The sequence below is a fragment of the Pseudomonas sp. Irchel s3f10 genome, from assembly GCF_900187515.1.
GTDB lineage: Bacteria > Pseudomonadota > Gammaproteobacteria > Pseudomonadales > Pseudomonadaceae > Aquipseudomonas > Aquipseudomonas tensinigenes.
The window spans coordinates 33,020-57,690 of record NZ_FYDZ01000003.1; the positions used below are offsets into that span (position 1 = coordinate 33,020).

Here is a 24,671-nt window from a genome sequence, read left to right on the forward strand (position 1 = left end):
CGCGCAACGCCCCGATACTGTGTGCATATACAGTATCGGGGCGTTTTCATGTCTACTCCATTGCCACCTCGCGGTCGCGGCACCGCGACCAACCCGCACAACCGCTTCGCACCGAACCGTTCGGTAGCCGAGGATGACGGCTGGTTTCAGGAAGTGCCGCTGACGCAAGGTACTGAAGTGATGATCGAAACCGCCAAAACCATCATTACCCGCAACACTTCACCGGATCTGCCTTTCGACCGTTCGATCAACCCCTATCGAGGCTGCGAACACGGCTGCATCTATTGTTATGCGCGGCCCAGCCACGCCTATTGGGACATGTCACCGGGGCTGGATTTCGAAACGAAACTGATCGCCAAGACCAACGCCGCCCAAGTGCTGGAAGAACAGCTCGGGAAAAAAGGCTATCAATGCGCGCCGATCAATCTGGGTTCCAACACCGATCCATATCAGCCGATCGAGCGCGAACACAAAATCACCCGCCAGACCCTCGAAGTGCTGCTGCGTTATCGACATCCCGTGACCATCGTCACCAAGGGTTCGCTGATCCTGCGCGACCTCGACCTGCTCACTCGGTTGGCAGAGCAACGGCTGGTAGCCGTGATGATCAGCCTGACCACGCTGGATGACGAGCTCAAACGCATCCTGGAACCGCGTGCCGCCGCGCCCAAAGCGCGGTTGCGAGCCATTCGGGTGATGCGCGAGGCCGGCATTCCGGTGGGCGTGCTGTGTTCGCCGATGATCCCGATGATCAACGACAGCGAAATCGAAAACCTGCTCACCGAAGCCCACGCCGCCGGTGCGCAAAGCGCTGCCTACATGATGTTGCGTCTGCCGCTGGAAGTGGCGCCACTGTTTGAAGAATGGCTGGCAGCGCACTATCCGCAACGTGCCGCGCATGTGCTGAGCCTGATCCGCCAGAGCCGTGGCGGCGAGCTCTACGACAGCCGTTTCGGTGCGCGGATGCGTGGTGAAGGGGTATTCTCCGACCTGCTCGCGCAGCGATTTGCCAAAGCCATAAAGCGTCTTGGCATGAATCATCGCGAAGGCTACAACCTCGATTGCACGGCCTTCTGTCCGCCGGGTCGCCAGATGGCATTGATCTAAGAGCAACTGGCTAAGCGCTGAGTCAACGCACCAATCGAAAGGAAGGAATGAAACTTCAAAGCCGAGGCCAACATGAAAGTTCACGCTGACCTCGGCGCTGACTCAGGGCTTGATAATACTGTTATACGCCTTGGCCAGGGCTGCCAGTTTCGCTGTGTCTTGAGAATCAATATCGCCGTCGCCGTCGATGTCGCTTGCGACAGGTGCAACGTTAAACGTTCTACCGCGATTGCGCGAGATGGCCCCTACTATCCTGGAATCTACCAGCGTCTCCGTCACTTCATTAGTGAGCGGGTCGCGATGCTCTTGTTTGGTCGCCAATTGCATCGTAATCAAAATGTCAGATCTTGAACCGTTAGCGTGTAAACCCTCAATCACTGTGCGATCGAGGAAGATGCCTCGAATACTTTTTCCACGCGCAATACTTGTCATTTAAAACTCCATTTTTATCTGATTTGCCATCATGGCAGCCCTCATATTACGAGCCGATTGCTAAAAAACCATCGGACATCTGTTTCGTAAAATATGTATCGCAAGGAGTCTTGTTGCCTGACCTCTTGAACAGATCGGACCATACCTGCACCGGACGGAACGGGCATACGCACGCGCACGCAGGGATTGTTGATCCGCCTTCTGTCCGCCGGGTCGCCAGATGTCTTTGATTTAGCGACAATTGGCCTATGGTTGAGGGGTTGGAATCCTTCCGCGGAAAACACCCAGTCACGTTTTTTGTGACCTGGAACACACGTTCTAGAGCGTCTGATTCAGTTTGAGTTAAGTTTCGGCGGCTACCTTGTTCATCGAGTGACTGACGGGTCGGGATGACCCGGATGTTTTAAACAGCCACTGGCTTCATACCGGAATACATGGGAATGACTCCCCTAATCCGCCAAAGAGGATGAATCATGAGTGACAAGGATAAACAGCCGTTGGCTGCGTCGGCGCAAACCCCTGAAGCGGAATCCGCCGATGCAGCGCTGCGCCAGATCGTAGACGGCTTTTTGCATTTTCATCATGAGGTCTTCCCACAGCAGGAAGAACTCTTCAAGAAACTCGCCACGGCCCAGGCGCCCAAGGCGATGTTCATCACCTGCGCCGACTCGCGCATCGTCCCCGAGCTGATTACCCACAGCTCACCCGGCGATCTGTTCGTGACCCGTAACGTCGGCAACGTCGTGCCGCCTTACGGGCAGATGAACGGCGGCGTTTCCACCGCGATCGAATACGCGGTACTGGCGCTCGGCGTGCAGCACATCATTATCTGCGGCCACTCCGATTGCGGCGCCATGCGTGCAGTGCTCAATCCGGACAGCCTGGAAAAAATGCCGACGGTCAAAGCCTGGCTGCGCCACGCTGAAGTCGCGAAAACCATGGTGCATGAAAACTGTAACTGCGCCGACGAAAAAGAAAGCATGCCGATCCTCACCGAGGAAAACGTCATCGCCCAATTGCAGCACTTGCGTACCCATCCTTCGGTAGCCTCGCGCATGGCGAACGGTCATTTGTTCATCCATGGCTGGGTCTACGACATCGAAACCAGCGAAATCAAAGCTTACGACGCGGATCAGGGCCGTTTCCTGCCGCTCGACGGTAGCCATCCGATTCCGGTGGCGACGCCCAAAGCGCGCTTCTAAATCTTCCTAAACATCTGTGTGGTTTGACGCCGGCCGCTGTTTCAGCGGTTCGGCGAAGCCATGCCTGAAGAAAACTTCGGGAGAATCGCCATGCGTGCGGCTCAATTGAAAGCGGTGTTGCCACGGGAGTTGCTCGCTTCAGTGGTTGTGTTTCTGGTCGCGTTGCCGCTGTGCATGGGTATCGCGATTGCGTCAGGGTTGCCACCGGCCAAGGGTTTGATCACCGGGATCATCGGCGGTCTGGTGGTCGGTTGGCTGGCGGGTTCGCCGTTGCAGGTCAGCGGGCCGGCGGCGGGTCTGGCGGTGTTGGTCTTTGAACTGGTGCGCCAGCACGGCATCGAGATGCTCGGGCCGATTCTGCTGCTCGCCGGTTTCCTGCAACTGGTCGCCGGGCGCTTGAAGCTCGGTTGCTGGTTTCGGGTCACGGCGCCAGCGGTGGTCTACGGCATGCTGGCGGGGATTGGCGTGTTGATTGTGCTGTCGCAGGTGCATGTGATGCTCGATGCGTCACCGAAGCCTTCTGGCCTGGATAACCTTACGGCGTTCCCGGCGGCGGTGGCGCAGGCCTTGCCGTCGTTCGGCTGGCAGGCCGGGTTGCTCGGGCTGTCGACGATTGCAGTGATGTGGCTCTGGGAGAAATTTCGCCCGCATTCGTTGCGCTTCGTTCCGGGCGCATTGCTCGGTGTCGGTCTCGCGACCGGGGCAAGTCTGCTGCTGGCGTTGCAGGTGAAACGCGTTGAAGTACCGGCGAATCTGGCGGAGGCCATCGATTGGCTGAAACCTGCGGACCTGCTTAGCCTTGCCGATCCGACTCTGCTGATTGCTGCGTTTGCGGTGGCGTTTATCGCCAGCGCGGAAACGTTGTTGTCTGCCGCAGCGGTGGATCGCATGCACAGCGGCGTGCGTTCGGATTTCGACCGCGAACTGTCGGCGCAAGGTGTCGGCAACATGCTCTGCGGTCTGCTCGGCGCGCTGCCGATGACCGGGGTGATCGTGCGCAGTTCGGCCAACGTCCAGGCCGGCGCGACCACGCGTTATTCGACGATCTTCCATGGCCTGTGGCTGCTGGCGTTCGTGTTGCTGCTGTCGAGTGTGCTGCAAAGCATTCCGGTGGCGAGTCTGGCCGGTGTGCTGGTTTACACCGGGTTCAAACTGGTCGATCTCAAAGCGTTTCGAGGCCTGGGACGTTATGGGCGCATGCCGATGTTCACCTATGCCGCGACGGCGCTGGCGATCATCTTCACCGACCTGCTGACGGGCGTGTTGATCGGTTTCGGTCTGACGATGTTGAAACTGGCGTTCAAGGCTTCGCGGTTGAAGATCAGCCTGATCGATCTGCCGCAGGACGGTGAGATGGAGTTGCGTCTGGTCGGCGCGGCGACATTTCTCAAGGTGCCGGCGCTGACGCAAGTGCTGGGCAGTATTCCGCAGGGGACGACGGTGCATGTGCCGCTCAATAACCTGAGCTACATCGACCATTCGTGTCTGGAGTTGCTGGAAGAGTGGGGCCGGGCGAATGCGGCGAAGGGCTCGAAGCTGTTGATTGAGTCGCGCGGGTTGAAGCGCAGGCTTGAGGGGCGGATTCGCACAACAACAGGTATCGGTGCGGCCGGCTAAATTTTCCCGCCTGAACATAAACCCTGTAGGAGTGAGCCTGCTCGCGATGGCGGTGGGTCAGTCAACAGAGATGTTGATTGATCTATCGCCATCGCGAGCAGGCTCACTCCTACATTGGATCGTGTGAACTCAGGCAGCAGGCTGATCCAGCTCCAGGCCCACACCCAGTCGGCGGCCCATGCACGGCCAGCGTTTCCACGCGGCGCCGGTGTCCGGGCTGCTGAGTTTTTCGCGGTAGACCTCTACCGATTCCAGGGCAAAACTCTCGTCGTTGAGCATCTCGTCGATGGCGTGATGCACCGCTTCGTCCAGTTGGTTGGCAAATTCCTCACCGATCAATTGGTGAGCAATCAAGTTGGCGACCGTCATGTCCAAGGGGATCAGTGGCTGGCCGAAATGCTTGATGTACAGGTCGTTGACCTCTTCGACAAAACGGTGCGCCAGATAGGCTTCGTCGAGCAAGCTGTCCAGGCCAACGTGCCCGGCCATGATGGCTGGCGGCTGGAGGAAATACTGCTCAGCGATTTTCAGCACCGGTTTGATCTGCGATTCGATTCCCGCTTCCCTGGCAACTTCATTGGCTGCATCCAGCAGGTCTGGCACTTCATCGATATAGGCGGCGACAAAACGCGTCAGCACACCATTGGCGTCGGCTTCCGGCAATTGGATCGCCGGGTGTAAATGAGGCAGCTTGCTTTCCAGCTGACGGGTCAGCAGGCCGGTTTCTTTTTCGTGTTGTTGGGCTTTTTGGATCTGCTCGCGCAATGCGGCGGTGTTCATGAAAACTCCAGGAAACAAGGCAATGAAATAGGGAAGACATAACTTAGCTGGCTTACGAAAAATGCTAAGACGCATTTGTCATAATTATTTCATCCTTGATGCACCTGCGTTATATCGGTTTGCCACCACTCGTCTGCATCCTTCTCCATTCGTGCCCTTGAACGCAAGTCCCGGCTGTTTCAGTTGATTTACGTCCTCACATTGCAATTCTCAGTCGCTGTCTATACTCGCCAGTGAATGGAGTTAGCTGATGACGCCCGACTGCACCCGCAGCAAGGCCCGGCGATTCAAGTTCGTAGTCTGATGCAGCCGCTCCCTTGCCGCAGGCGAAAGCCGGCGGGATAACAAGAACGATAAGGGGAACCCGCAATGATGCGACATCCACACGTCTGGATGGGCCTCCTGTTGTGGTCGATTTTCAGCCAGGCCAACGCCGCCTGGACTGTGAATATGGCGCCTGGAGCGACTGAAATCAGTCACGCAGTATTCGACCTGCACATGACCATTTTCTGGATCTGTGTGGTGATCGGGATCATCGTCTTCGGCGCCATGTTCTGGTCGATGATGGTGCACCGCCGTTCTACCGGGCAGGTCGCCGCAAAATTCCACGAAAGCACCGGCGTCGAAATCATGTGGACCGTCGTGCCGCTGCTGATTCTGGTGGCCATGGCCGTACCGGCGACTGCCACCCTGATCAAGATGTACGACACCAGTGAGCCGGACATCGATATCCAGGTCACCGGTTATCAGTGGAAGTGGCACTACAAATACCTGGGCCAGGACGTCGAGTTCTTCAGCAACCTGGCCACCCCCGCCGAACAGATCCACAACAAGGAAGCCAAGGGCGAGCACTACTTGCTTGAGGTCGACAAGCCATTGGTGCTGCCGACCGGGGCCAAGGTGCGCTTCCTCGTGACCTCCGCCGACGTGATCCACTCTTGGTGGGTGCCGGCCTTCGCGGTGAAACGCGATGCTATTCCGGGGTTCGTCAATGAAGCCTGGACACGTGTCGACAAGCCCGGCCTCTACCGTGGCCAGTGCGCCGAACTGTGCGGCAAGGATCACGGCTTTATGCCGATCGTGGTCGAGGTCAAGGACAAGGCCGATTACGACAAGTGGCTCGCCGAGCGCAAGGCCGAGGCCGCGCAGCTTAAAGAGCTGACCAGCAAGGATTGGACCCTCGACGAACTCAAGGAGCGCGGCGACAAGGTGTATCACACCACCTGCGTTGCCTGTCACCAGGCCGAAGGCCAGGGCCTGCCGCCGATGTTCCCGGCGCTCAAGGGCTCGAAAATTGCCACCGGCCCGATCAAGGATCACTTGAGCATTGTCTTCCACGGCAAACCCGGCACCGCCATGGCGGCGTTCGGCAAACAGCTGTCGGAAGTCGATATCGCAGCGGTCGTGACCTACGAACGTAACGCCTGGGGCAACAACAAGGGCGACATGGTCACGCCAAAAGAAGTGCTGGAGCTGAAACAGGCGGAAAGCAAATGAGCCGGTCTATCGCGTACCTCGTGAACCGGCCGGGGCACCACGCCCCGGCCCGCCCCGCCCACTCACGTAAAGGAGACCGGCCATGAGCGCTGTCATCGATGACCACGGTCATGCCGACCACGCCCACGGCCCCGCCAAAGGCCTGATGCGCTGGGTACTGACCACCAACCACAAGGACATCGGCACGCTGTACCTGTGGTTTGCGTTCCTGATGTTCCTGCTTGGCGGCTCGTTTGCCATGGTGATCCGTGCCGAGCTGTTCCAGCCCGGTTTGCAGATCGTCGAGCCGGCCTTCTTCAACCAGATGACCACCATGCACGGTCTGGTGATGGTCTTCGGCGCGGTGATGCCGGCGTTCGTCGGCCTCGCCAACTGGATGATCCCGCTGATGGTCGGCGCGCCAGACATGGCCCTGCCACGGATGAACAACTTCAGCTTCTGGCTGCTGCCGGCGGCGTTTCTGCTGCTGGTCTCGACCCTGTTCAGCCCCGGTGGCGGGCCGAACTTCGGCTGGACCTTTTACGCACCACTGTCGACCACTTACGCGCCGGAAAGCGTGACCTTCTTCATCTTTGCCATCCACCTGATGGGGATCAGTTCGATCATGGGCGCGATCAACGTGATCGCGACCATTCTCAACCTGCGCGCCCCCGGCATGACCCTGATGAAAATGCCGCTGTTCGTCTGGACCTGGCTGATCACCGCATTCCTGCTGATCGCGGTGATGCCGGTATTGGCCGGGTGCGTGACGATGATGCTGATGGACATCCACTTCGGCACCAGTTTCTTCAGCGCTGCCGGTGGCGGTGACCCGGTGCTGTTCCAGCATGTGTTCTGGTTCTTCGGCCACCCTGAGGTGTACATCATGATCCTGCCGGCGTTCGGCGCGGTCAGCCAGATCATCCCGACCTTCGCGCGCAAACCGCTGTTCGGCTACACCTCGATGGTCTACGCCACGGCGAGCATCGCGTTCCTGTCGTTCATCGTCTGGGCGCACCACATGTTCGTGGTCGGCATTCCGTTGGTGGGCGAGCTGTTCTTCATGTACGCGACCATGCTCATCGCGGTGCCGACCGGAGTGAAGGTGTTCAACTGGGCCAGCACCATGTGGCAAGGCTCGATGACCTTCGAGACGCCGATGCTGTTCGCGGTGGCATTCGTGATCCTGTTTTCCATCGGCGGTTTCTCCGGGCTGATGCTGGCCATCGCCCCGGCGGACTTCCAGTATCAGGACACCTACTTTGTGGTCGCGCACTTCCACTATGTGCTGGTGCCGGGGGCGATCTTCGGGATCTTCGCCTCGGCCTATTACTGGTTGCCGAAATGGACCGGGCACATGTACGACGAAACCCTCGGCAAGCTGCATTTCTGGCTGTCGTTCGTCGGCATGAACCTGACCTTCTTCCCGATGCACTTCGTGGGACTGGCGGGGATGCCGCGACGGATCCCGGACTACAACCTGCAGTTCGCCGACTTCAACATGGTCTCGTCGATTGGCGCGTTCATGTTCGGTGCCACGCAGATCTTCTTCCTGTTCATCGTGATCAAGACCATTCGGGGTGGCGAGCCTGCACCGGCCAAGCCTTGGGATGGCGCGGAAGGTCTGGAGTGGAGCGTGCCGTCACCGGCGCCGTATCACACCTTCACCACACCGCCGGAAGTGAAATGAAACGCTTGGCTTTTGTAGGAGTGAGCCTGCTCGCGATGGCGGTGTGTCAGGCACACCGCGGTGGACCCATCGCGAGCAGGCTCACTCCTACAGGGTTTAGTGGGGAGGCATGAAATCATGGCTGACTCGATCTCGATGAAAAAACTCGTCACCCGCCTGCTCGGGGTGGTGGTGGCGATGTTCGTCTTCGGTTTTGCCCTGGTGCCGATCTACGACGTGATGTGCAAGGCCTTCGGCATCAACGGCAAGACTGCCGGGCAGTACGAGGGTGAACAGGTGGTCGACACTTCGCGCGAGGTGCGCGTGCAGTTTCTGTCGACCAACAACGCCGATATGCCATGGGATTTCTATCCCAAGCACGACGAACTCACCGCCAACCCCGGCGCGGTCAACGAGATGATTTTCATCGCGCGCAACCCCACCGACAAGCCGATGAGTGCGCAAGCCGTGCCGAGTATCGCGCCGAGCAACGCGGCGGCGTATTTCCACAAGACCGAATGCTTTTGTTTTACCCAGCAGGTGCTGCAGCCCGGTCAGCAGATCGAGATGCCGGTGCGCTTCATTGTTGACCGCGACATGCCCAAGGATGTGAAGCACCTGACGCTGTCCTACACGCTGTTCGATATCACCGCCCGACATCCGCCGGTGGCTGCAAACACTGGCGGTTGAGCGTGCCCGATAAGGAGAACAATAAATGGCAACTCATGAGCACTATTTCGTTCCGGCCCAGAGCAAATGGCCGATCATTGCCACGGTCGGGATGCTCGTCACCGTGTACGGCCTGGCCACCTGGTTCAACGATCTGAAGGCCGCGCGCCCGGAATCCCACGGTCCGCTGATCTTTTTCATCGGCGGCCTGCTGGTGGCGTACATGCTGTTCGGCTGGTTCGGCACGGTGATCAAGGAAAGCCGCGCGGGACTCTACAGCGCGCAGCTGGATCGCTCGTTCCGCTGGGGCATGAGTTGGTTCATCTTCTCCGAGGTGATGTTCTTCATCGCCTTCTTCGGTGCGCTGTTTTACGTGCGACACATCTCTGGGCCGGCGCTCGGCGGTGAAGGTACCAAAGGCATCGCCCACATGCTCTGGCCGAATTTCCAGTTCACCTGGCCGCTGCTGCACACGCCTGATCCGAAACTGTTCCCGCCACCGAAAGACATCATCAGCCCGTGGGGCCTGCCGCTGATCAACACGATCCTGCTGGTCAGCTCCAGCGTGACCATCACCATTGCCCACCATGCCTTGAAGAAGGGCCATCGCGGCGCGCTGAAAATCTGGCTGGCGATCACCGTGTTGCTGGGCTGCGCGTTTCTCGGTTTCCAGGCTGAGGAATACATTCACGCCTATCACGAGCTGGGCCTGACCCTCGGTTCGGGCATTTATGGCGCGACGTTCTTCATGCTCACCGGATTCCACGGCGCCCACGTGACCATCGGCACGATCATTCTGTTTGTGATGCTGATGCGCATCATGAAGGGCCATTTCGACAACGAGCACCAGTTCGGTTTCGAAGCGGCGAGCTGGTATTGGCACTTCGTCGACGTGGTGTGGATCGGCCTGTTTATCTTCGTTTATGTGCTCTAACAACAGCTGCAAGCCGCAAGTTTCAAGCTTGCAGCTAGAGGCTAAAAGCTCGTAGCTACCACGTCACGTGGGACACCAGTTGGCCGCTGTAAAAGCCCCAGGCGATCAAGCCGACGGTGACTGCGGCCAATGCCACCCGAACACTCAAGGCGATGACCAGACGATTGGAGCTGCTGTCGTCCTTGACCAGGAAAAACAGGCCGCTGAACAGGCTGATCACCGTGGCAATCAGCATCAGGACGATCGCTGTTTTGAGCATGGGAAGAACTCCGGGGGACAGGCGATGCAGTTGAGTATAGCGATCGCAACGACTGACTTTGTGGCGCGGCCATGAAGCGCTTTCGTCCGGGCGTGATTCCGACCGTGGTGGTTGCCTTGTTGCTGCCGCTGCTGGTGTCGTTGGGTTTCTGGCAATTGAGCCGTGGCGCCGAGAAAACCGCCCTGCTCGCCAGTTACGCCGAACGCCGCGCCGCCGAACCGATGGCCAGCAGCGAGTTACTGAGCAGCGCCGATCCGGCCTATCGCCGTGTGCATCTGCACGGCCAGTTCGATGCCGCGCACAGCTTGCTGCTGGATAACCGTCAGCGAAACGGCAAGGTCGGCGTCGAGCTGCTGCAACCGTTTCAGGACCAACGCAGCGGTTTGTGGCTGCTGGTCAATCGCGGCTGGTTGCCGTGGCCGGATCGCCGCGTGCCGCCACAATTTTCCACACCTGCCGATGCGCTGAATATCGACGCCTGGGTCTACGTCGCCCCCGGCGCCACTTTCCAGTTGCACGCCGATCCGGTCAGCAACACCTGGCCGCAAACCATCACTGCCGTCGAGCCCACCAAGCTGTGGCAAACCCTCGAGCGCGACGGCTTCGCCTACGAATTACGCGTCGAACCCGGCCCGGCCAGCTACGAGGCCGATTGGCCGGTGGTCACCATGGGCCCGGAAAAACACCTCGGTTACGCCGTGCAGTGGTTCGCCATGGCCACCGCCCTGCTCGGCCTCTACGTCTATTTGGGCTTGCACAACGCAAAGGAGAAACACCATGGGAACGGCCATGAATCCACCCAGCATGTCTGAGGCGAAACCTGCCGCCAGCCGCCGTCGCGGGCGCATTCAGTTATTGCTGATTGTGCTCGGCGTGGTCGGCCCGATGCTGCTCGCCACCGGCATGTACAAATTGCAGTTCTGGGTGCCGGAGGGTCGCAGCTATCACGGCGAACTGATCGGCAACGGCCAGACCCGCGCCGACCTCGGCGTGCAAGCCGATGAACAACGCTGGCAGATGCTGGTCACCGCGCCGAAGGATTGCGCGGTGGATTGCCAGCAACTGGTGTATCTGGCGCGGCAGATCCAGATCGGCCTCGGTCGCGAGGCTGGCCGCGCCAGCCATGCCCTCGCCGTGGCGCAACCGGTGAGCGCCGATTACGAAGCCAAGCTGACCCGTGAATATCCACAATTGCAACGCTATCCGCTGGACGCTGGTGTGTTCAGCAAAACCACTGGCGACAAAGCCACGCCGCAGCTGTGGATCATCGATCCGCACGGCAACCTCGTGCTGCGTTACGAGCCGAATGTGAAAGGCAAGGATCTGCTCAACGACCTGCGGCACCTGCTGAAACTGTCGAACATCGGATAAGGGCATCGTCATGGCCAAACCTGGATTTCGCCTCGCGCTGTTTGCCACCCTGCTGGCACTGATTGTGGTGCTGCTCGGCGCCTATACGCGCCTGACCCACGCCGGCCTCGGCTGTCCGGACTGGCCGGGCTGCTACGGCTTTATCAGCGTGCCGAAAAGCGAAGCGCAACTGGCCCATGCCGAACTGCATTACCCCGACTCGCCGGTGGAGGCGCACAAGGGCTGGAACGAGATGATTCACCGCTATTTCGCTGGCACCCTTGGCCTGCTCATTTCGATTCTGGCCGGGCGCGCGTGGGTCAATCGGCGTCATCCGGGGCAGCCGTTGAAGCTGCCGCTGTTTCTGCTGGCGGTGGTGTTCGCGCAAGCGGCGTTCGGCATGTGGACGGTGACGCTGAAACTCTGGCCGCAGGTGGTCACCGGGCATTTGCTCGGCGGGTTTGCGACGTTGAGTCTGTTGTTTTTGCTGACGTTGCGATTGTCCGGCGTGCTGCCGGCGCTGTCCGTGCCCAAGCGTTTGCAGTATTGGGCGACGGCGGGATTGTTGCTAGTGATCGGCCAGATCGCGCTGGGTGGCTGGGTCAGCTCCAACTACGCGGCGGTGGCGTGCATCGATTTTCCGACCTGCCACGGGCAATGGTTGCCGCCAGCGGATTTCGCCAATGGTTTTCACCTGACTCAACACATCGGCCCGAATTACTTGGGCGGACAACTCGACAGCGATGCGCGCACGGCGATTCACCTGACCCACCGGATCGGCGCGTTGCTGGTGACGCTGGTGCTGCTCGGTCTCGCCTGGCAATTGAAAGTGGTCGGCATGACGCGGCTGGCCGGTCTGGTACTGATCGCACTCACCGCACAAATCACCCTCGGCATCAGCAACGTGTTGTTCCATCTGCCGCTGCCAGTGGCGGTCGCGCATAACGCTGGCGGTGCGGCGCTGTTGCTGACCATGGTGCTGGTCAATTACCACGCGCGCACCAGTCTCGTTCGGGTCAAACAACCGGTGCTCGCACGCTGGCGTCTGAGCCCGCGCAAACACGCGGCCGCGCCCATCACTATTAAAGGAGAAACGCCGTGGCGATTCTGATTGGCGAACGTCCGCATCAGGCGATCTGGCGTGATTATCTGGAACTGACCAAACCGAAAGTCGTGGTGCTGATGCTGATCACCTCGCTGGTCGGCATGTTCCTCGCGACTCGCGCCGGGGTGCCGTGGACGGTGCTGGTGTTCGGCAATCTGGGGATTGCGTTGTGTGCCGGCGGCGCGGCGGCGGTCAATCATGTGGTCGATCGGCGCATCGATGCGGTGATGGCGCGCACGCACAAACGGCCATTGGCCGAGGGCCGGGTTTCGCCGGCGGCGGCACTGACGTTTGCACTGGTGCTGGCGCTGCTCGGTCAGGCCTTGTTGCTGACCTTCACCAATCCGCTAACGGCGTGGCTGACTCTGGCTTCGCTGCTCGGTTATGCGGTGATCTACACCGGTTTCCTCAAACGCGCGACGCCGCAGAACATTGTCATCGGTGGCCTCGCCGGCGCCGCACCGCCGCTGCTCGGCTGGACCGCCGCCACCGGCCATGTCAGCGCCGAACCATTGTTATTGGTGCTGATCATCTTCGCCTGGACGCCGCCGCACTTCTGGGCGCTGGCGATTCATCGCAAAGAGGAATACGCCAAGGCTGATATCCCGATGCTGCCGGTCACCCACGGCGAGCACTACACCAAGGTGCACATTCTGCTGTACACGTTTGCGCTGCTGGCGGTGAGTCTGCTGCCGTACGTGATTCACATGAGCGGCATGCTCTACCTGATTTGCGCCCTCGCCCTGGGCGCAAGGTTTCTGCAATGGGCCGTGGTGCTGTACCGTGGCACTCGGCCGCACGCGGCGATCAACACCTTCAAGTACTCTATTTGGTACTTGTTTCTGCTGTTCATCGCCCTGCTCGTAGACCATTACTTACTGTTGAACCTATGACTCGAACCCAGAAAACCGTCTTCATCCTCGTCGCCGTGATCGCGCTGATCCTCGGCCTGACCGTCAACAAAGTGCTGAGCGGCAAGGGCCAGGGCGACCCGACCGCGCTGATCGACGCCGGCATTATCCTGCTGCCGCAGAGCCGCAACCTGCCGGACGTGACGATGACCGATCAGGACGGCAAACCGGTCGCGATCAATGAGCTGAAAGGTAAGTGGAGCCTGCTGTTCTTCGGCTACACCTTCTGCCCGGACATCTGCCCGACCACATTGGCGCAGTTGCGGCAGATCAAGAGTGAATTGCCCAAAGACGCTGTGGACAAGTTGCAGATCGTCCTCGTCAGCGTTGACCCGAACCGCGATAACCCGAAGCAGTTGAAGCAGTATCTGGGCTACTTTGATCCGCAGTTCATTGGCCTGACGCCGACTTCGATTGAAGAGCTGCAGAAGGTGGCGAACGCGGTGAGTATTCCGTTTATTCCGGCGGATACCAGTAAGCCGAATTACACGGTGGATCACAGCGGTAATCTCGCGGTGATCGGCCCGGACGGGACGCAGCGGGGGTTTATTCGGGCGCCGTTGAATAATGCCAAACTGGTTGCGCAGCTGCCGGTCATGCTTAACCGCAAATAAAAGCTGAAGAGCGAAAAGCCCCTCACCCTAGCCCTCTCCCAGAGGGAGAGGGGACTGATTGGGGGATGCTGACGAAATACGCCGACCTGTAAGCGCTGTGCTGAATCCATAATCGCCAAGATCGTTCAGGCCGATGTGCAGTGCCGAATCCATAATCGACTGGATCTTTCAGGTCGATGCATGACGCAAGACACCTCGGTCGGCCCCCTCTCCCTCCGGGAGAGGGCTGGGGTGAGGGGAAGCTTCACAGCAGGTTCAAAGCCAAACACCAGACACAAAAAAGGGGACGCTCATAGCGTCCCCTTTTTCATTGCAGCAACCCAAATCAGAACGCCGGTAATACCGCGCCTTTGTACTTCTCGGTAATGAATTTCTTCACTTCCGGGCTGTGCAGCGCAGCAGCGAGTTTCTTCATCGCGTCGCTGTCCTTGTTGTCCGGGCGGGACACAAGGATGTTCACGTACGGCGAGTCATTACCTTCAATCACCAGCGCATCCTTGGACGGATCGAGCTTGGCTTCCAGCGCGTAGTTGGTGTTGATCAGCGCCAGATCGACCTGGGTCAGCACGCGCGGGATGGTCGCGGCTTCCAGTTCACGGATTTTCAGGTCTTTCGGGTTGGTCGCGATGTCTTTGACGGTCGACAGGATGTTGGTCGGATCCTTCAGCGTGATCACGCCAGCCTTGGCCAGCAGCAACAGCGCACGGCCGCCGTTGGTGGCGTCGTTCGGGATCACCACGTTGGCGCCGCTTGGCAGATCCTTCAGATCCTTGAGCTTGCTCGAGTAAGCGCCCAGTGGCTCCAAGTGCACACCGGTCACGGCAACCAGACTGGTGCCCTTGGCCTTGTTGAACTCATCGAGGTACGGCTGGTGCTGGAAGAAGTTGGCGTCCAGACGCTTTTCGGCGACCTGTACGTTCGGCTGAATGTAGTCGGTGAAGACCTTGACCTTCAGATCCACGCCTTCTTTGGCCAGTGCCGGCTTCACGAACTCGAGGATTTCCGCGTGCGGCACCGGAGTGGCGGCAACGGTCAGGGTTTCGGCGTGGGCCGAGAATGCTGCAACGGCAGCAAAAGCAGCGATCAGTTTTTTCATTCAGCTAACTCCTTATGAGGCGCCCGTCTGGCGCCTGCCAGCGAATGGCCGGCTCATCTCTTAATGACCAGACCAGTTTATTTGCGCGAGAAATGCACAACCAGTCGATCGCCTACCATTTGCAACACCTGCACCAGAATCAACAGCAACACTACGGTGACGATCATCACGTCAGTCTGGAAACGCTGGTAACCGAAACGGATGGCCAGGTCACCCAGACCACCGGCACCGACCACACCGGCCATTGCCGTGTAGGACACCAGTGTAATCGCCGTCACCGTAATCGCTGCGAAGATGCCCGGACGGGCTTCCGGCAGCAGGGCGTTCATGATGATCTGCCGCGTGGTCGCGCCCATCGACTGGGTCGCTTCGATGATGCCGCGATCGACTTCACGCAGCGCGGTTTCCACCAGACGCGCGAAGAACGGTGTGGCACCGACTACCAACGGCGGGATCGCACCGGCCACGCCCAGCGAGGTGCCGGTGATCAGCACGGTGAACGGGATCATCACGATCAACAGAATAATGAACGGCAGCGAACGCAGGATGTTCACCGCCAGCGACATGAACGCGTAGAGGCCACGGTTTTCCAGCAACTGACGCGGGCTGCAGAGGAACAGCAACACGCCCAGCGGCAAGCCGAGCAACACGGTGAACAGCAGCGAACCACCGAGCATCAGCATGGTGTCGCCGGTGGCCAGCCAGATTTCGTACCAGTCGATATTGGTGAAGAAACTGATCAGGTCTTCCATTAGCGCAATACCTCCATGTGAACGTCAGCGGCGGTGAAGCGGGCGAACGCCGCTTCCATGTCGCCACCGGTGACGGCGAGGGTCAATTGCCCGTACGGAATGTCTTTGATGCGGTCGATACGACCGGCGAGGATGCTGTAGTCGACCCCGGTTTCCCGGGCGACGGTACCGAGCAGCGGCGCGTAGGTCGCTTCGCCCTGGAAAGTCAGACGCACGATGCGCCCCGGCACGTGAGCAAAGTCATCACGCTGCTCGCTTTCGTCGATCTGCTCGCTTTCCTGGACGAAACGCTTGGTGGTCGGGTGCTTCGGATGCAGGAACACATCGGCCACCGAACCTTGCTCGACGATCACGCCGGCATCCATCACCGCCACTTGATCGCAGACGCGACGGATCACATCCATCTCGTGGGTGATCAGGACGATGGTCAGTTTCAGCTCGCGGTTGATCTCGGCCAGCAGTTGCAGGACCGAGGCCGTGGTCTGCGGGTCGAGGGCACTGGTGGCCTCGTCGCACAGCAGAATCTTCGGCTTGGTCGCCAGGGCGCGGGCAATGCCGACGCGCTGCTTCTGGCCGCCGGACAATTGCGCCGGATACTTCTTGGCGTGGTCAGACAGACCGACCCGCGCCAGCAACTCGGCGACACGCTTGTCGATCTCGCTGCCCGACAGTTCGCCGGCCAAGGTAAGCGGCAACGCAACGTTGTCGGCCACGGTCTTGGAGGCGAGCAGGTTGAAGTGCTGGAAGATCATCCCGACTTGCTGACGGAAACGGCGCAGGCCGTTGGCGTCCAGCGCGGTGACTTCTTCGCCGTCGACGATGATCTTGCCGCCGCTGGAGTCTTCCAGGCGATTGATCAGACGCAGCAGGGTACTTTTGCCCGCGCCGGAATGGCCGATGAGGCCGAACACCTGCCCGTTCTCGATGGCGAGACTGGTCGGATGCAGCGCGGGAATGTCCTTACCGGCGACGCGGTAAGTCTTGTGGACGTTTTGAAACTCGATCACGTAGCGAACCTTGTGGGGCGCGTTAGAAAAGGATCAGCGGTTAGCCGGGCGCGCATTTTAGCCTGTCCGTATAGAGGTTCTTAGCATTTATTTCGCAATTAACCTTCGATTTGGCAATAACAAGATCAAAGGTCATAAAAAAGGAACGTCCAAAGCAGCCCATCAGTCACTAAGTAAGCGACTTGAAAACCCTGGGTGCCGTGCCCGGGAACCACTCAAGAGTCCCCGGCGAGCATCGGGGTCAACCGAGGAGTTTACGACTGATGAGCAAGAAGCCTACGACCGATAAAAGCCAGATGGCCGGTACCGATACCCCGGATCGCGCCAACACCAACGCCAAACTCGACAGCCTGGAAAAGTTTCGCTCCGACGCCACCGGCCAGGCCCTGCGCACCAACCAGGGTGTGAAGATCGCCGACAACCAGAACACCCTCAAGGCCGGGCCGCGCGGGCCGTCGCTGCTTGAAGACTTCATCATGCGGGAAAAGATCACGCATTTTGACCATGAGCGGATCCCGGAACGCATCGTTCACGCGCGCGGCACCGGCGCGCATGGCTTCTTTCAGGCGTACGAGAACCATTCGGAGCTGACCAAGGCCGGTTTCCTACAGGATCCGGGGAAAAAGACCCCGGTATTCGTGCGCTTTTCCACGGTGCAGGGCCCACGTGGTTCCGGCGACACCGTGCGTGACGTGCGCGGTTTCGCGGTGAAGTTCTTCACTGATGAAGGCAACTTCGACCTGGTCGGCAACAACATGCCAGTGTTTTTCATTCAGGACGCGATCAAGTTTCCCGACTTCGTCCACGCGGTGAAACCCGAGCCGCACAATGAAATCCCTACCGGCGGCTCGGCCCACGATACGTTCTGGGACTTCGTCTCGCTGGTGCCGGAATCGGCGCATATGGTCATCTGGGCGATGTCCGACCGCGCGATCCCGAAAAGTCTGCGCAGCATGCAGGGCTTCGGTGTGCACACCTTCCGGTTGATCAACGCCGAAGGCAAATCGCGCTTCGTCAAATTCCACTGGCGCCCTACTGCGGGTACTTGCTCGCTGGTCTGGGACGAGGCGCAGAAGCTCGCCGGTAAAGACACCGACTACCACCGTCGCGACCTCTGGGAAGCGATCGAGATGGGCGATTACCCGGAATGGGAACTCGGCGTGCAGATCATCGAGGAGGAAAACGAGCACGACTTCGATTTCGACATCCTCGACCCGACCAAGCTGATCCCCGAAGAAATCGTGCCGATCACGCCGCTGGGCAAAATGACCTTGAACCGTAACCCGGACAACTTCTTTGCCGAGACCGAGCAGGTTGCCTTCTGCCCTGGCCACATCGTGCCGGGCATCGACTTCTCCAATGACCCGCTGCTGCAAGGCCGGCTGTTTTCCTACACCGATACGCAGATCAGCCGACTCGGCGGGCCGAATTTTCATGAGCTGCCGATCAACCGCCCGGTGGCGCCGTTCCACAATGGTCAGCGCGATGCGCAACACCGCACGGTGATCGACAAGGGCCGTGCTTCCTACGAGCCGAACTCGATTGATGGCGGCTGGCCGAAAGAAACCCCGCCTGCCGCGCAGGACGGTGGTTTTGAAAGTTATCCAGAGCGCATCGACGCGAACAAGATCCGCCAGCGCAGCGAGTCGTTCAGCGATCACTTCTCTCAGGCAACGTTGTTCTTCAACAGCATGAGCGACCACGAGAAGGAGCACATCATCGCGGCCTATAGCTTCGAGCTGGGCAAGGTTGAACGCGAGTTCATCCGCGCGCGCGAGGTGAACGAGATTCTGGCCAACATTGATCTGGAACTGGCCAAACGTGTCGCGGCCAACCTGGGTCTGCCTGCGCCTACCAAAGGCACGGTGGATGCGCGCAAGGTGTCGTTCGATCACTCGCCAGCGCTGAGCCAAGCGAATCTGCTGCCAGAGAACATTAAAACCCGCAAAGTGGCGATTCTTGCTGCTAACGGCGTCGATGGTGCGGCGATTGATGCGATGAAGAAGGCATTGGCGGCGGAAGGTGCGCACGCGAAATTGCTCGGCCCGACTTCGGCGCCGGTGAAAACCGCAGACGGCAAAATGTTGCCTGTGGATGCGTCCATGGAAGGCATGCCGTCGGTGATTTTCGATGCGGTGTTTGTGCCGGGCGGCGCGGCGTCGGTCAAAGCGTTGAGCGGTGACGGCGTGGCGTTGCACTACGTGCTGGAGGCTTACAAGCATTTGAAGGCGATTGCGTTGCAGGGTGATGCCAAGCAATTGCAGGATCTGCTGAAACTGGAAGCGGATGCCGGGTTGTTGCAAGGCAAGGATGTACCGGCGCTGACCAAGCCGTTCTTTGCTGCGATTGGGCAGCATCGGGTTTGGGCTCGTGAGCCTAAGGCTAAAGCGATTCCAGCTTAAAAAGCAAAAGATCGCAGCCTTCGGCAGCTCCTACAGGGTGTACCTCAATCCCATGTAGGAGCTGCCGCAGGCTGCGATCTTTTTACGGTTTACGCGGACTCAAAACCATCTGCGCCGGCACCGTGCGCACGATCTGCTTCTCGATTTTCAGATCAAAATCCGGGTTGAGCTTCTTGACCCGCTTGGTCAGCAACGTCGACAACCAAGGATAATCATTCGTCCGCGGTGCCTGAATCGTCACCCCACACTCATAATTCACCACATCGGCGGCGATCGCATCCAGTTGGCGGCGAAGTTTGTGGCTATCGGTGATGTTCAGCGCAACCGTGGTGCTCTCGGCGGTCGGATCGATCACCTTGGCTTTCGGCTTGGCCTCAGCAGCCAGCAGCGCTGCTTCAGCCTTCTCCAGCTCAGCCTTCCGCGCTTCAGTAATCGCACCGTTGACGCCCCCGGTCAGCGCCGGCGCTTTCGGCATCAGCACGCGGGCACGGCTCAGCGCCGTAGCGGCGGCATTCACATCACCCTTCTGCAACACGATCTGGCTGCGACGCAGATACGCTTCGGCCAATTGCCGCTGGTATTGCTCAAGGGATTGATCATTGGGAGTTTCTTTCTGCAAAGCGGCCAACTGATCTTCGGCAGTGGCCAGTTCGCTGCTGGCCAGGCTTTGCTCCAGCTGTGCGATGGCCGTAGCCCGCGCATCGGGGACTTCAGCCACCGGCGGGGTACTTTGGCAGGCGCCCAGCAGCACTGAAAATGCGACAAGGAGCAGATAACGGGAGGCGAACGGCTTCATTCCTGCGACTCTCTATTTGCGCAAAAAGCGGCCAAGTCTACACCCCGCGACGGGGCAGAACAAAACTCAGCAGAAACAGTGCGGCCGCCGTCACAACGATTGACGGCCCGGCCGGGGTGTCCTTGAACCACGACAAGGCCAGCCCGCCACACACCGCGAGCATGCCCAGCAGGCTCGCGCCCAGCGCCATCTGCTCCGGCGAACGGGCGTGACGCTGTGCCGCAGCCGCCGGGATGATCAACAGCGAGGTAATCAGCAACACACCGACGATTTTCATCGCCACCGCGATCACCACCGCGATCAACAGCATCAGCGCCATGCGCAGACCTGCGACCGGCAGGCCTTCGACCTTGGCCAACTCTTCGTGCACAGTGATCGCCAGCAATGGCCGCCACAGCGTTACCAGCAACACTAGCACCGCCGCGCTGCCGCCGAGGATCCACGCCAGATCAGTCGGGCTGATCGCCAGCAGGTCGCCGAACAGATAGGCCATCAGGTCGATCCGCACTTCATGCATGAAGCTTAGTACCACCAAGCCGAGAGAGAGCGTGCTCGGTGCGAGAATTCCCAAAAGCGTGTCAGACGCCAGCGGTTGACGCTGTTGCAACGTGACCAGCAGCACCGCCAGCAACAGACAGCCTACGGTCACCGCGACCGTCGGACTGACATCCAGCAAAAAGCCCAGCGCCACACCAAGCAGCGCGGCGTGGGACAGGGTATCGCCGAAATAGGCCATGCGCCGCCAGACCACGAACGAACCCAGCGGACCTGCAACGATCGCCAACGCCAGACCTGCAAGCAGGGCATACAACAGAAAATCAGCCATGCTTGCAGTTGTCTCCGTGAACGTGAGGTTGGCCAATAACCGGCCCTTTGACCACCGAACCGTGCAGGTCGTGAGCGTGGTCGTGATGGTGGTGATAGACCGCTAGGCTTTGCGCGTTCTTGCCGAACAGCTCGACAAACGCCGGATCGCCGCTGACCTGCTCGGGATGCCCGGAGCAGCAGACGTGACGGTTGAGGCAGACCACCTGGTCGGTAGTGCTCATCACCAGATGCAAATCGTGGGACACCATCAACACGCCGCAACCATGGCGATCGCGCAGACGGGTGATCAGGCTGTACAACTCGGCCTGGCCGGCGACGTCGACGCCTTGCACTGGCTCATCCAGCACCAACAGTTCAGGTTCGCGCAGCAACGCCCGAGCCAGCAACACACGCTGCATTTCGCCGCCGGAAACGCTTTGCACCGGGCTGTCGATGACGTGTTCGGCACCGACTTCCTTCAACGCGGCCAGCGCACGGGGACGATCAACGCCCGGCACCAGGCGCAGAAAGCGCAGCACCGAAAGTGGCAGGGTCGGATCGACATGGAGTTTTTGCGGCATGTAGCCGACTCGCAGTTTCGGCTTGCGCCAGACGCTGCCGCTGTCCGGTTTCAACAGTCCGAGCACGGCGCGCACCAGCGTAGTCTTGCCGGCGCCGTTGGGGCCGATCAGGGTGACGATCTGCCCCGGCTCGACGCTCAGCTCGATGTTGTCCAGCACAGCCTGCCCGGCAAACGTGACGGCGACCTGTTCCAGACGGATCAGCGCGTTGCTCATCAAGCCCCCTGGCAACCGGAGCACAGGCCGACGACTTCGACGGTCTGCGCTTCGACGATGAAACCGACATCTTTGGCGCTGTTGATGATCGCGTCGCTGATCACTTTTTGCTCAAGTTCGATGGCAGCGTGGCAATCGCGGCAAATCAGGAACTGGCCCTGATGCGCGTGTTCCGGGTGCACGCAGCCAACGAAGGCGTTGAGCGAGGAGATGCGGTGCACCAGGCCGTTTTCCAGAAGGAAATCCAGCGCACGGTACACGGTCGGCGGCGCGGCGCGGCGGCCGTCCTGCTCGCTGAGTACAGCGAGAATGTCGTAGGCGCCCAGCGGCTTGTGGCTCTGCCACACCAGTTCCAGCACCCGGCGGCGCAACGCGGTCAGGCGCAAGCCTTTCTGGGCGCACAAGGTATCGGCCTCGGACAAAGCGCTGTGCACGCAATGTGAGTGGTCGTGGGGACGGCTGGCGATCGGTGTAATAGGCATGGGCGGCGACGAGTTTTGATAGAGACGTTATTATGTTACCCGTTCTCGCCTCCTTGAGTGGTCATCGTGTCCCGACTTTTTTCTGTTTTTGTGGCTTTTGTCGCCAGTTTTCTGCTGATCGGTTCGGCTCAGGCCGAGGTCAAAGTCCTCACCAGCATCAAACCGTTGCAGCTGATTGCAGCGGCCGTGCAGGACGGCGTGGCGATTCCCGAAGTGCTGCTGCCGCCGGGCGCGTCGCCACACAATTACGCCCTGCGCCCATCCGACGTACGGAAGGTGCAATCGGTGGATCTGCTCTACTGGATCGGCCCGGACATGGAAGGTTTCCTGCCGCGCGTGCTCAGCGGTCGTACGCTGCCAAGCGTCGCCGTGCAGGATCTGCCGGGGATGAAACTGCGGCGTTTTGCTGAAGACAGCCATTCCCACGCCGAAGAGGCTGACGAGCATGATCACGATCACCGTCCGGGCTCGCTGGATGCGCATTTGTGGCTATCGCCGGTCAATGCGCGGGTAATCGCCGACAAAATGGCCGCAGACTTGAGCGCCGCAGATCCGGCCAATGCCGAGCGCTATCAGAGCAACGCCAAGGCGTTTGATGAGCGTCTGGATGCGCTGGATCAGCGTTTGAAGAAGCGTCTGGCCAGTGTTGAAGGCAAGCCGTATTTCGTCTTTCACGAGGCGTTTGATTACTTTGAAGAGGCTTACGGCCTGAAGCATGCCGGGGTGTTCAGCGTGGCCGCCGAAGTGCAACCGGGTGCGCAGCATGTCGCGGCGATGCGCAAGCGATTGCAGGAAGTGGGCAAGACTTGTGTGTTCAGTGAACCGCCATTGCGGCCGCGTCTGGCGGAGACGCTGGTGGCCGGGCTGCCGGTGAAACTGGCTGAGCTGGATGCATTGGGCGGGTACACCCCGGCGACGGCTCAGGGTTATGAGCAGGTGCTGGAAAAGTTAGGTAACGATCTGGCGGGATGCCTGGAATCTCTGTAACCCCATAGAAAAAGATCGCAGCCTTCGGCAGCTCCTACAGGGTGTACATCAATCCCATGTAGGAGCTGCCGAAGGCTGCGATCTTTTGATCTTAAAGGGCGAAAGGTAGCGGTGTGTGAACCTGCTGCCGCTGCGCCAAACGCTGCTCAAACTCTTTCGGATCGTGAATCAACACGTCCTGCCCGGCGAACTGCTCCGCCGCGATCAACCGCGACAGCCAGAACCGTACACAGGCCACGCGCAGCATCGTCGGCCACAACTCAGCCTCCGCCGCCGTGAACGGGCGCAGCGCCGCATAGGCGCCAAGGAATGCTCGGGCACGCGGGCCATCAATCAGACCGTCCTCGTCCGAACACCAGTCGTTCAAGGCAATCGCCACGTCATACAGCATCGGCCCCGAGCAGGCGTTGTAAAAGTCGATCAGCCCGGTCAGGTGCGTGCCTTCGAACATCGCGTTGTCGCGGAACAGGTCGGCGTGGATGTTGGCGCGAGGCAGCGCAAGAATCTTGTCTTTGCGCTCGGTAATCTCGTCCAACGCCTTTTGCAGCAGCGCACGCGGTTCATCGCTCAGGTGCGAAAGAAACTCCGTGCCCTCCTCCAGCATCCAGTCCAGGCCACGGTCGGTCTTGCGCTTGATCATGCGCTCGCCCTGGGTCGCCAGGTGCAGATGCGCCTGCAACTCGCCGACCTGCGCGCAATGCTGAGCATTGGCGACCTTGATGTGCTTGCCGGACAGACGCGGCTGCAGCAGCGCCGGCTTGCCTTTCAGCTCACGCAGCGCCACGCCATCAGTGGTGCGCAACGCGTACGGCACCGGCAAGTCGGCTTCGTGGAGCACGTCGAGCAGGTCGATGAAGAACGGCATCTCCTGCACCGGGCCGCGCTCGACCAGGGTCAGGACGAACTCGCCCTGCTCCAGACTGATAAAGAAGTTGGTGTTTTCGCTGCCGGCGGCGATCCCCTGGAAATCAAGCAGACGGCCAAGCCCGTAAGGGGCGAGAAAGGTTTCCAGCTCGGGCCGAGCCAGGGGAGTGAACACAGACATGGTTAAAAACTGCTCAGTTCAGGCGTCGCGGTCAGGCGACGCCGATTAAAAGTCGGGAATCTTACTTCCAGGTAAAGATTTCCCACGACGGAATCAGCATATCCGGCTGGTCGGAGCGAATGTAGTTCGCGTCTGTACCATCAGCGCGCACCAGGAAATACGGTTTGCCACCCTTTGGCGTGACCTTGATCGCATAGACGAAGCCACTGCGACTGTATTCCTGGATGACCTTGTCACCTTCCGTGTGCGTGTTGATCGTAACTTCCGGCTCCGAAGCGGGCGGATCATCCGCCGCCATCGCGGCCAACGGTGAGGCAGCAATCAGACCGACCAGCAGCAAGCGATTTAACGTACGCATGATAACCTTGTCCCTTT

26 protein-coding genes are annotated in these 24,671 nt (G+C 59.8%); 14 read left to right on the plus strand and 12 right to left on the minus strand.

Features of this window, described 5'->3' with window-relative positions:
• The first annotated feature begins 48 nt into the window (after positions 1 to 48).
• Positions 49 to 1,107, plus strand: coding sequence for a PA0069 family radical SAM protein (locus tag CKW17_RS09290; protein WP_095119632.1), 1,059 nt, complete (start codon positions 49 to 51; stop codon positions 1,105 to 1,107).
• A 102-nt stretch (positions 1,108 to 1,209) separates the two neighbouring features.
• On the opposite strand, the gene CKW17_RS09295 is transcribed toward CKW17_RS09290, so the two are convergent.
• Positions 1,210 to 1,539, minus strand: a complete 330-nt coding sequence (locus CKW17_RS09295; RefSeq protein WP_016983438.1) for a hypothetical protein — start codon at positions 1,537 to 1,539, stop codon at positions 1,210 to 1,212.
• A gap of 473 nt (positions 1,540 to 2,012) precedes the next feature.
• On the opposite strand from CKW17_RS09295, the gene CKW17_RS09300 reads away from it, so the two are divergent.
• Both CKW17_RS09300 and CKW17_RS09305 read left to right on the plus strand, forming a co-directional pair.
• On the plus strand, positions 2,013 to 2,741 hold the full coding sequence (locus tag CKW17_RS09300) for a carbonic anhydrase (RefSeq protein WP_007911720.1): 729 nt from the start codon (positions 2,013 to 2,015) through the stop codon (positions 2,739 to 2,741).
• A gap of 90 nt (positions 2,742 to 2,831) precedes the next feature.
• Positions 2,832 to 4,358: a SulP family inorganic anion transporter gene (locus tag CKW17_RS09305; protein ID WP_016983437.1), complete on the plus strand. Its 1,527-nt coding sequence runs from the start codon at positions 2,832 to 2,834 to the stop codon at positions 4,356 to 4,358.
• A 129-nt stretch (positions 4,359 to 4,487) separates the two neighbouring features.
• Here CKW17_RS09305 and CKW17_RS09310 read toward each other — a convergent pair whose 3' ends face one another.
• On the minus strand, positions 4,488 to 5,138 hold the full coding sequence (locus CKW17_RS09310) for a hypothetical protein (RefSeq protein ID WP_095119633.1): 651 nt from the start codon (positions 5,136 to 5,138) through the stop codon (positions 4,488 to 4,490).
• Between the two features lie 369 nt (positions 5,139 to 5,507).
• Between CKW17_RS09310 and coxB the strand changes: the two genes are divergently transcribed.
• The 4 genes from coxB to CKW17_RS09330 all read left to right on the plus strand — a co-directional run bounded on the left by coxB (position 5,508) and on the right by CKW17_RS09330 (position 9,886).
• A complete protein-coding gene (coxB, locus tag CKW17_RS09315; RefSeq protein WP_095119634.1) occupies positions 5,508 to 6,635 on the plus strand; it encodes a cytochrome c oxidase subunit II in 1,128 nt (375 codons plus the stop codon).
• Positions 6,636 to 6,717: 82 nt separating this feature from the next.
• Positions 6,718 to 8,304 carry a cytochrome c oxidase subunit I gene (gene ctaD / locus CKW17_RS09320; RefSeq protein WP_095119635.1) on the plus strand — a complete coding sequence of 529 codons (1,587 nt, stop codon included), beginning with the start codon at positions 6,718 to 6,720 and terminating at the stop codon, positions 8,302 to 8,304.
• Between the two features lie 117 nt (positions 8,305 to 8,421).
• Positions 8,422 to 8,973, plus strand: a complete 552-nt coding sequence (locus CKW17_RS09325; protein WP_095119636.1) for a cytochrome c oxidase assembly protein — start codon at positions 8,422 to 8,424, stop codon at positions 8,971 to 8,973.
• Between the two features lie 25 nt (positions 8,974 to 8,998).
• Positions 8,999 to 9,886: a cytochrome c oxidase subunit 3 gene (locus CKW17_RS09330; RefSeq protein ID WP_095119637.1), complete on the plus strand. Its 888-nt coding sequence runs from the start codon at positions 8,999 to 9,001 to the stop codon at positions 9,884 to 9,886.
• Positions 9,887 to 9,941: 55 nt separating this feature from the next.
• Here CKW17_RS09330 and CKW17_RS09335 read toward each other — a convergent pair whose 3' ends face one another.
• A complete protein-coding gene (locus CKW17_RS09335) occupies positions 9,942 to 10,145 on the minus strand; it encodes a twin transmembrane helix small protein (protein WP_034152251.1) in 204 nt (67 codons plus the stop codon).
• Positions 10,146 to 10,216: 71 nt separating this feature from the next.
• Here CKW17_RS09335 and CKW17_RS09340 point away from each other — a divergent pair, with 71 nt between their 5' ends.
• Genes CKW17_RS09340 through CKW17_RS09360 form a run of 5 tightly spaced genes read left to right on the plus strand, consistent with a single transcriptional unit; the run spans position 10,217 to position 14,125 of the window.
• A complete protein-coding gene (locus tag CKW17_RS09340; protein ID WP_095119638.1) occupies positions 10,217 to 10,957 on the plus strand; it encodes an SURF1 family protein in 741 nt (246 codons plus the stop codon).
• Entirely contained in the window at positions 10,923 to 11,516 is a 594-nt protein-coding gene (locus CKW17_RS09345) for a hypothetical protein (protein ID WP_095119897.1), read from the plus strand. The genes CKW17_RS09340 and CKW17_RS09345 overlap by 35 nt, the downstream gene beginning before the upstream one ends.
• Positions 11,517 to 11,526: 10 nt before the next feature.
• The gene (locus tag CKW17_RS09350; RefSeq protein WP_095119639.1) at positions 11,527 to 12,606 is read left to right on the plus strand and encodes a heme A synthase; all 1,080 of its coding nucleotides are present in this window, start codon (positions 11,527 to 11,529) and stop codon (positions 12,604 to 12,606) included.
• A complete protein-coding gene (cyoE, locus tag CKW17_RS09355; protein WP_077575206.1) occupies positions 12,594 to 13,493 on the plus strand; it encodes a heme o synthase in 900 nt (299 codons plus the stop codon). Before CKW17_RS09350 ends, cyoE begins: the two co-directional genes overlap by 13 nt.
• Complete coding sequence (locus tag CKW17_RS09360; RefSeq protein WP_008081211.1) at positions 13,490 to 14,125, plus strand: SCO family protein; 636 nt, start codon at positions 13,490 to 13,492, stop codon at positions 14,123 to 14,125. The genes cyoE and CKW17_RS09360 overlap by 4 nt, the downstream gene beginning before the upstream one ends.
• 325 nt (positions 14,126 to 14,450) lie before the next feature.
• Here CKW17_RS09360 and CKW17_RS09365 read toward each other — a convergent pair whose 3' ends face one another.
• The 3 genes from CKW17_RS09365 to CKW17_RS09375 form a co-directional block, all read right to left on the minus strand.
• Positions 14,451 to 15,221, minus strand: a complete 771-nt coding sequence (locus tag CKW17_RS09365) for a MetQ/NlpA family ABC transporter substrate-binding protein (RefSeq protein ID WP_095119640.1) — start codon at positions 15,219 to 15,221, stop codon at positions 14,451 to 14,453.
• Between the two features lie 77 nt (positions 15,222 to 15,298).
• Positions 15,299 to 15,973, minus strand: a complete 675-nt coding sequence (locus CKW17_RS09370; protein WP_016986455.1) for a methionine ABC transporter permease — start codon at positions 15,971 to 15,973, stop codon at positions 15,299 to 15,301.
• Positions 15,973 to 16,980: a methionine ABC transporter ATP-binding protein gene (locus tag CKW17_RS09375; RefSeq protein ID WP_095119641.1), complete on the minus strand. Its 1,008-nt coding sequence runs from the start codon at positions 16,978 to 16,980 to the stop codon at positions 15,973 to 15,975. Before CKW17_RS09375 ends, CKW17_RS09370 begins: the two co-directional genes overlap by 1 nt.
• Positions 16,981 to 17,240: 260 nt before the next feature.
• On the opposite strand from CKW17_RS09375, the gene katE reads away from it, so the two are divergent.
• Positions 17,241 to 19,382, plus strand: a complete 2,142-nt coding sequence (katE, locus tag CKW17_RS09380) for a catalase HPII (protein WP_095119898.1) — start codon at positions 17,241 to 17,243, stop codon at positions 19,380 to 19,382.
• Between the two features lie 82 nt (positions 19,383 to 19,464).
• Here the strand turns inward: katE and CKW17_RS09385 are convergent, their stop codons facing one another.
• The 4 genes from CKW17_RS09385 to CKW17_RS09400 are packed head-to-tail and all read right to left on the minus strand — an operon-like array spanning position 19,465 to position 22,264.
• A complete protein-coding gene (locus CKW17_RS09385) occupies positions 19,465 to 20,178 on the minus strand; it encodes a PA5502 family lipoprotein (RefSeq protein ID WP_095119642.1) in 714 nt (237 codons plus the stop codon).
• Between the two features lie 37 nt (positions 20,179 to 20,215).
• Complete coding sequence (znuB, locus tag CKW17_RS09390) at positions 20,216 to 21,004, minus strand: zinc ABC transporter permease subunit ZnuB (protein WP_007911758.1); 789 nt, start codon at positions 21,002 to 21,004, stop codon at positions 20,216 to 20,218.
• Entirely contained in the window at positions 20,997 to 21,782 is a 786-nt protein-coding gene (znuC, locus tag CKW17_RS09395; RefSeq protein WP_007911759.1) for a zinc ABC transporter ATP-binding protein ZnuC, read from the minus strand. The genes znuB and znuC overlap by 8 nt, the downstream gene beginning before the upstream one ends.
• Positions 21,782 to 22,264 carry a Fur family transcriptional regulator gene (locus CKW17_RS09400; protein ID WP_007911760.1) on the minus strand — a complete coding sequence of 161 codons (483 nt, stop codon included), beginning with the start codon at positions 22,262 to 22,264 and terminating at the stop codon, positions 21,782 to 21,784. The genes znuC and CKW17_RS09400 overlap by 1 nt, the downstream gene beginning before the upstream one ends.
• 57 nt (positions 22,265 to 22,321) lie before the next feature.
• Between CKW17_RS09400 and CKW17_RS09405 the strand changes: the two genes are divergently transcribed.
• Complete coding sequence (locus CKW17_RS09405; RefSeq protein WP_095119643.1) at positions 22,322 to 23,251, plus strand: zinc ABC transporter substrate-binding protein ZnuA; 930 nt, start codon at positions 22,322 to 22,324, stop codon at positions 23,249 to 23,251.
• 91 nt (positions 23,252 to 23,342) lie between these two features.
• Here CKW17_RS09405 and CKW17_RS09410 read toward each other — a convergent pair whose 3' ends face one another.
• Both CKW17_RS09410 and CKW17_RS09415 read right to left on the minus strand, forming a co-directional pair.
• Positions 23,343 to 24,296 carry a homoserine kinase gene (locus CKW17_RS09410; RefSeq protein ID WP_034152241.1) on the minus strand — a complete coding sequence of 318 codons (954 nt, stop codon included), beginning with the start codon at positions 24,294 to 24,296 and terminating at the stop codon, positions 23,343 to 23,345.
• A gap of 61 nt (positions 24,297 to 24,357) precedes the next feature.
• The gene (locus CKW17_RS09415) at positions 24,358 to 24,654 is read right to left on the minus strand and encodes a DUF2782 domain-containing protein (RefSeq protein WP_095119644.1); all 297 of its coding nucleotides are present in this window, start codon (positions 24,652 to 24,654) and stop codon (positions 24,358 to 24,360) included.
• Between the last annotated feature and the right edge of the window lie 17 nt (positions 24,655 to 24,671).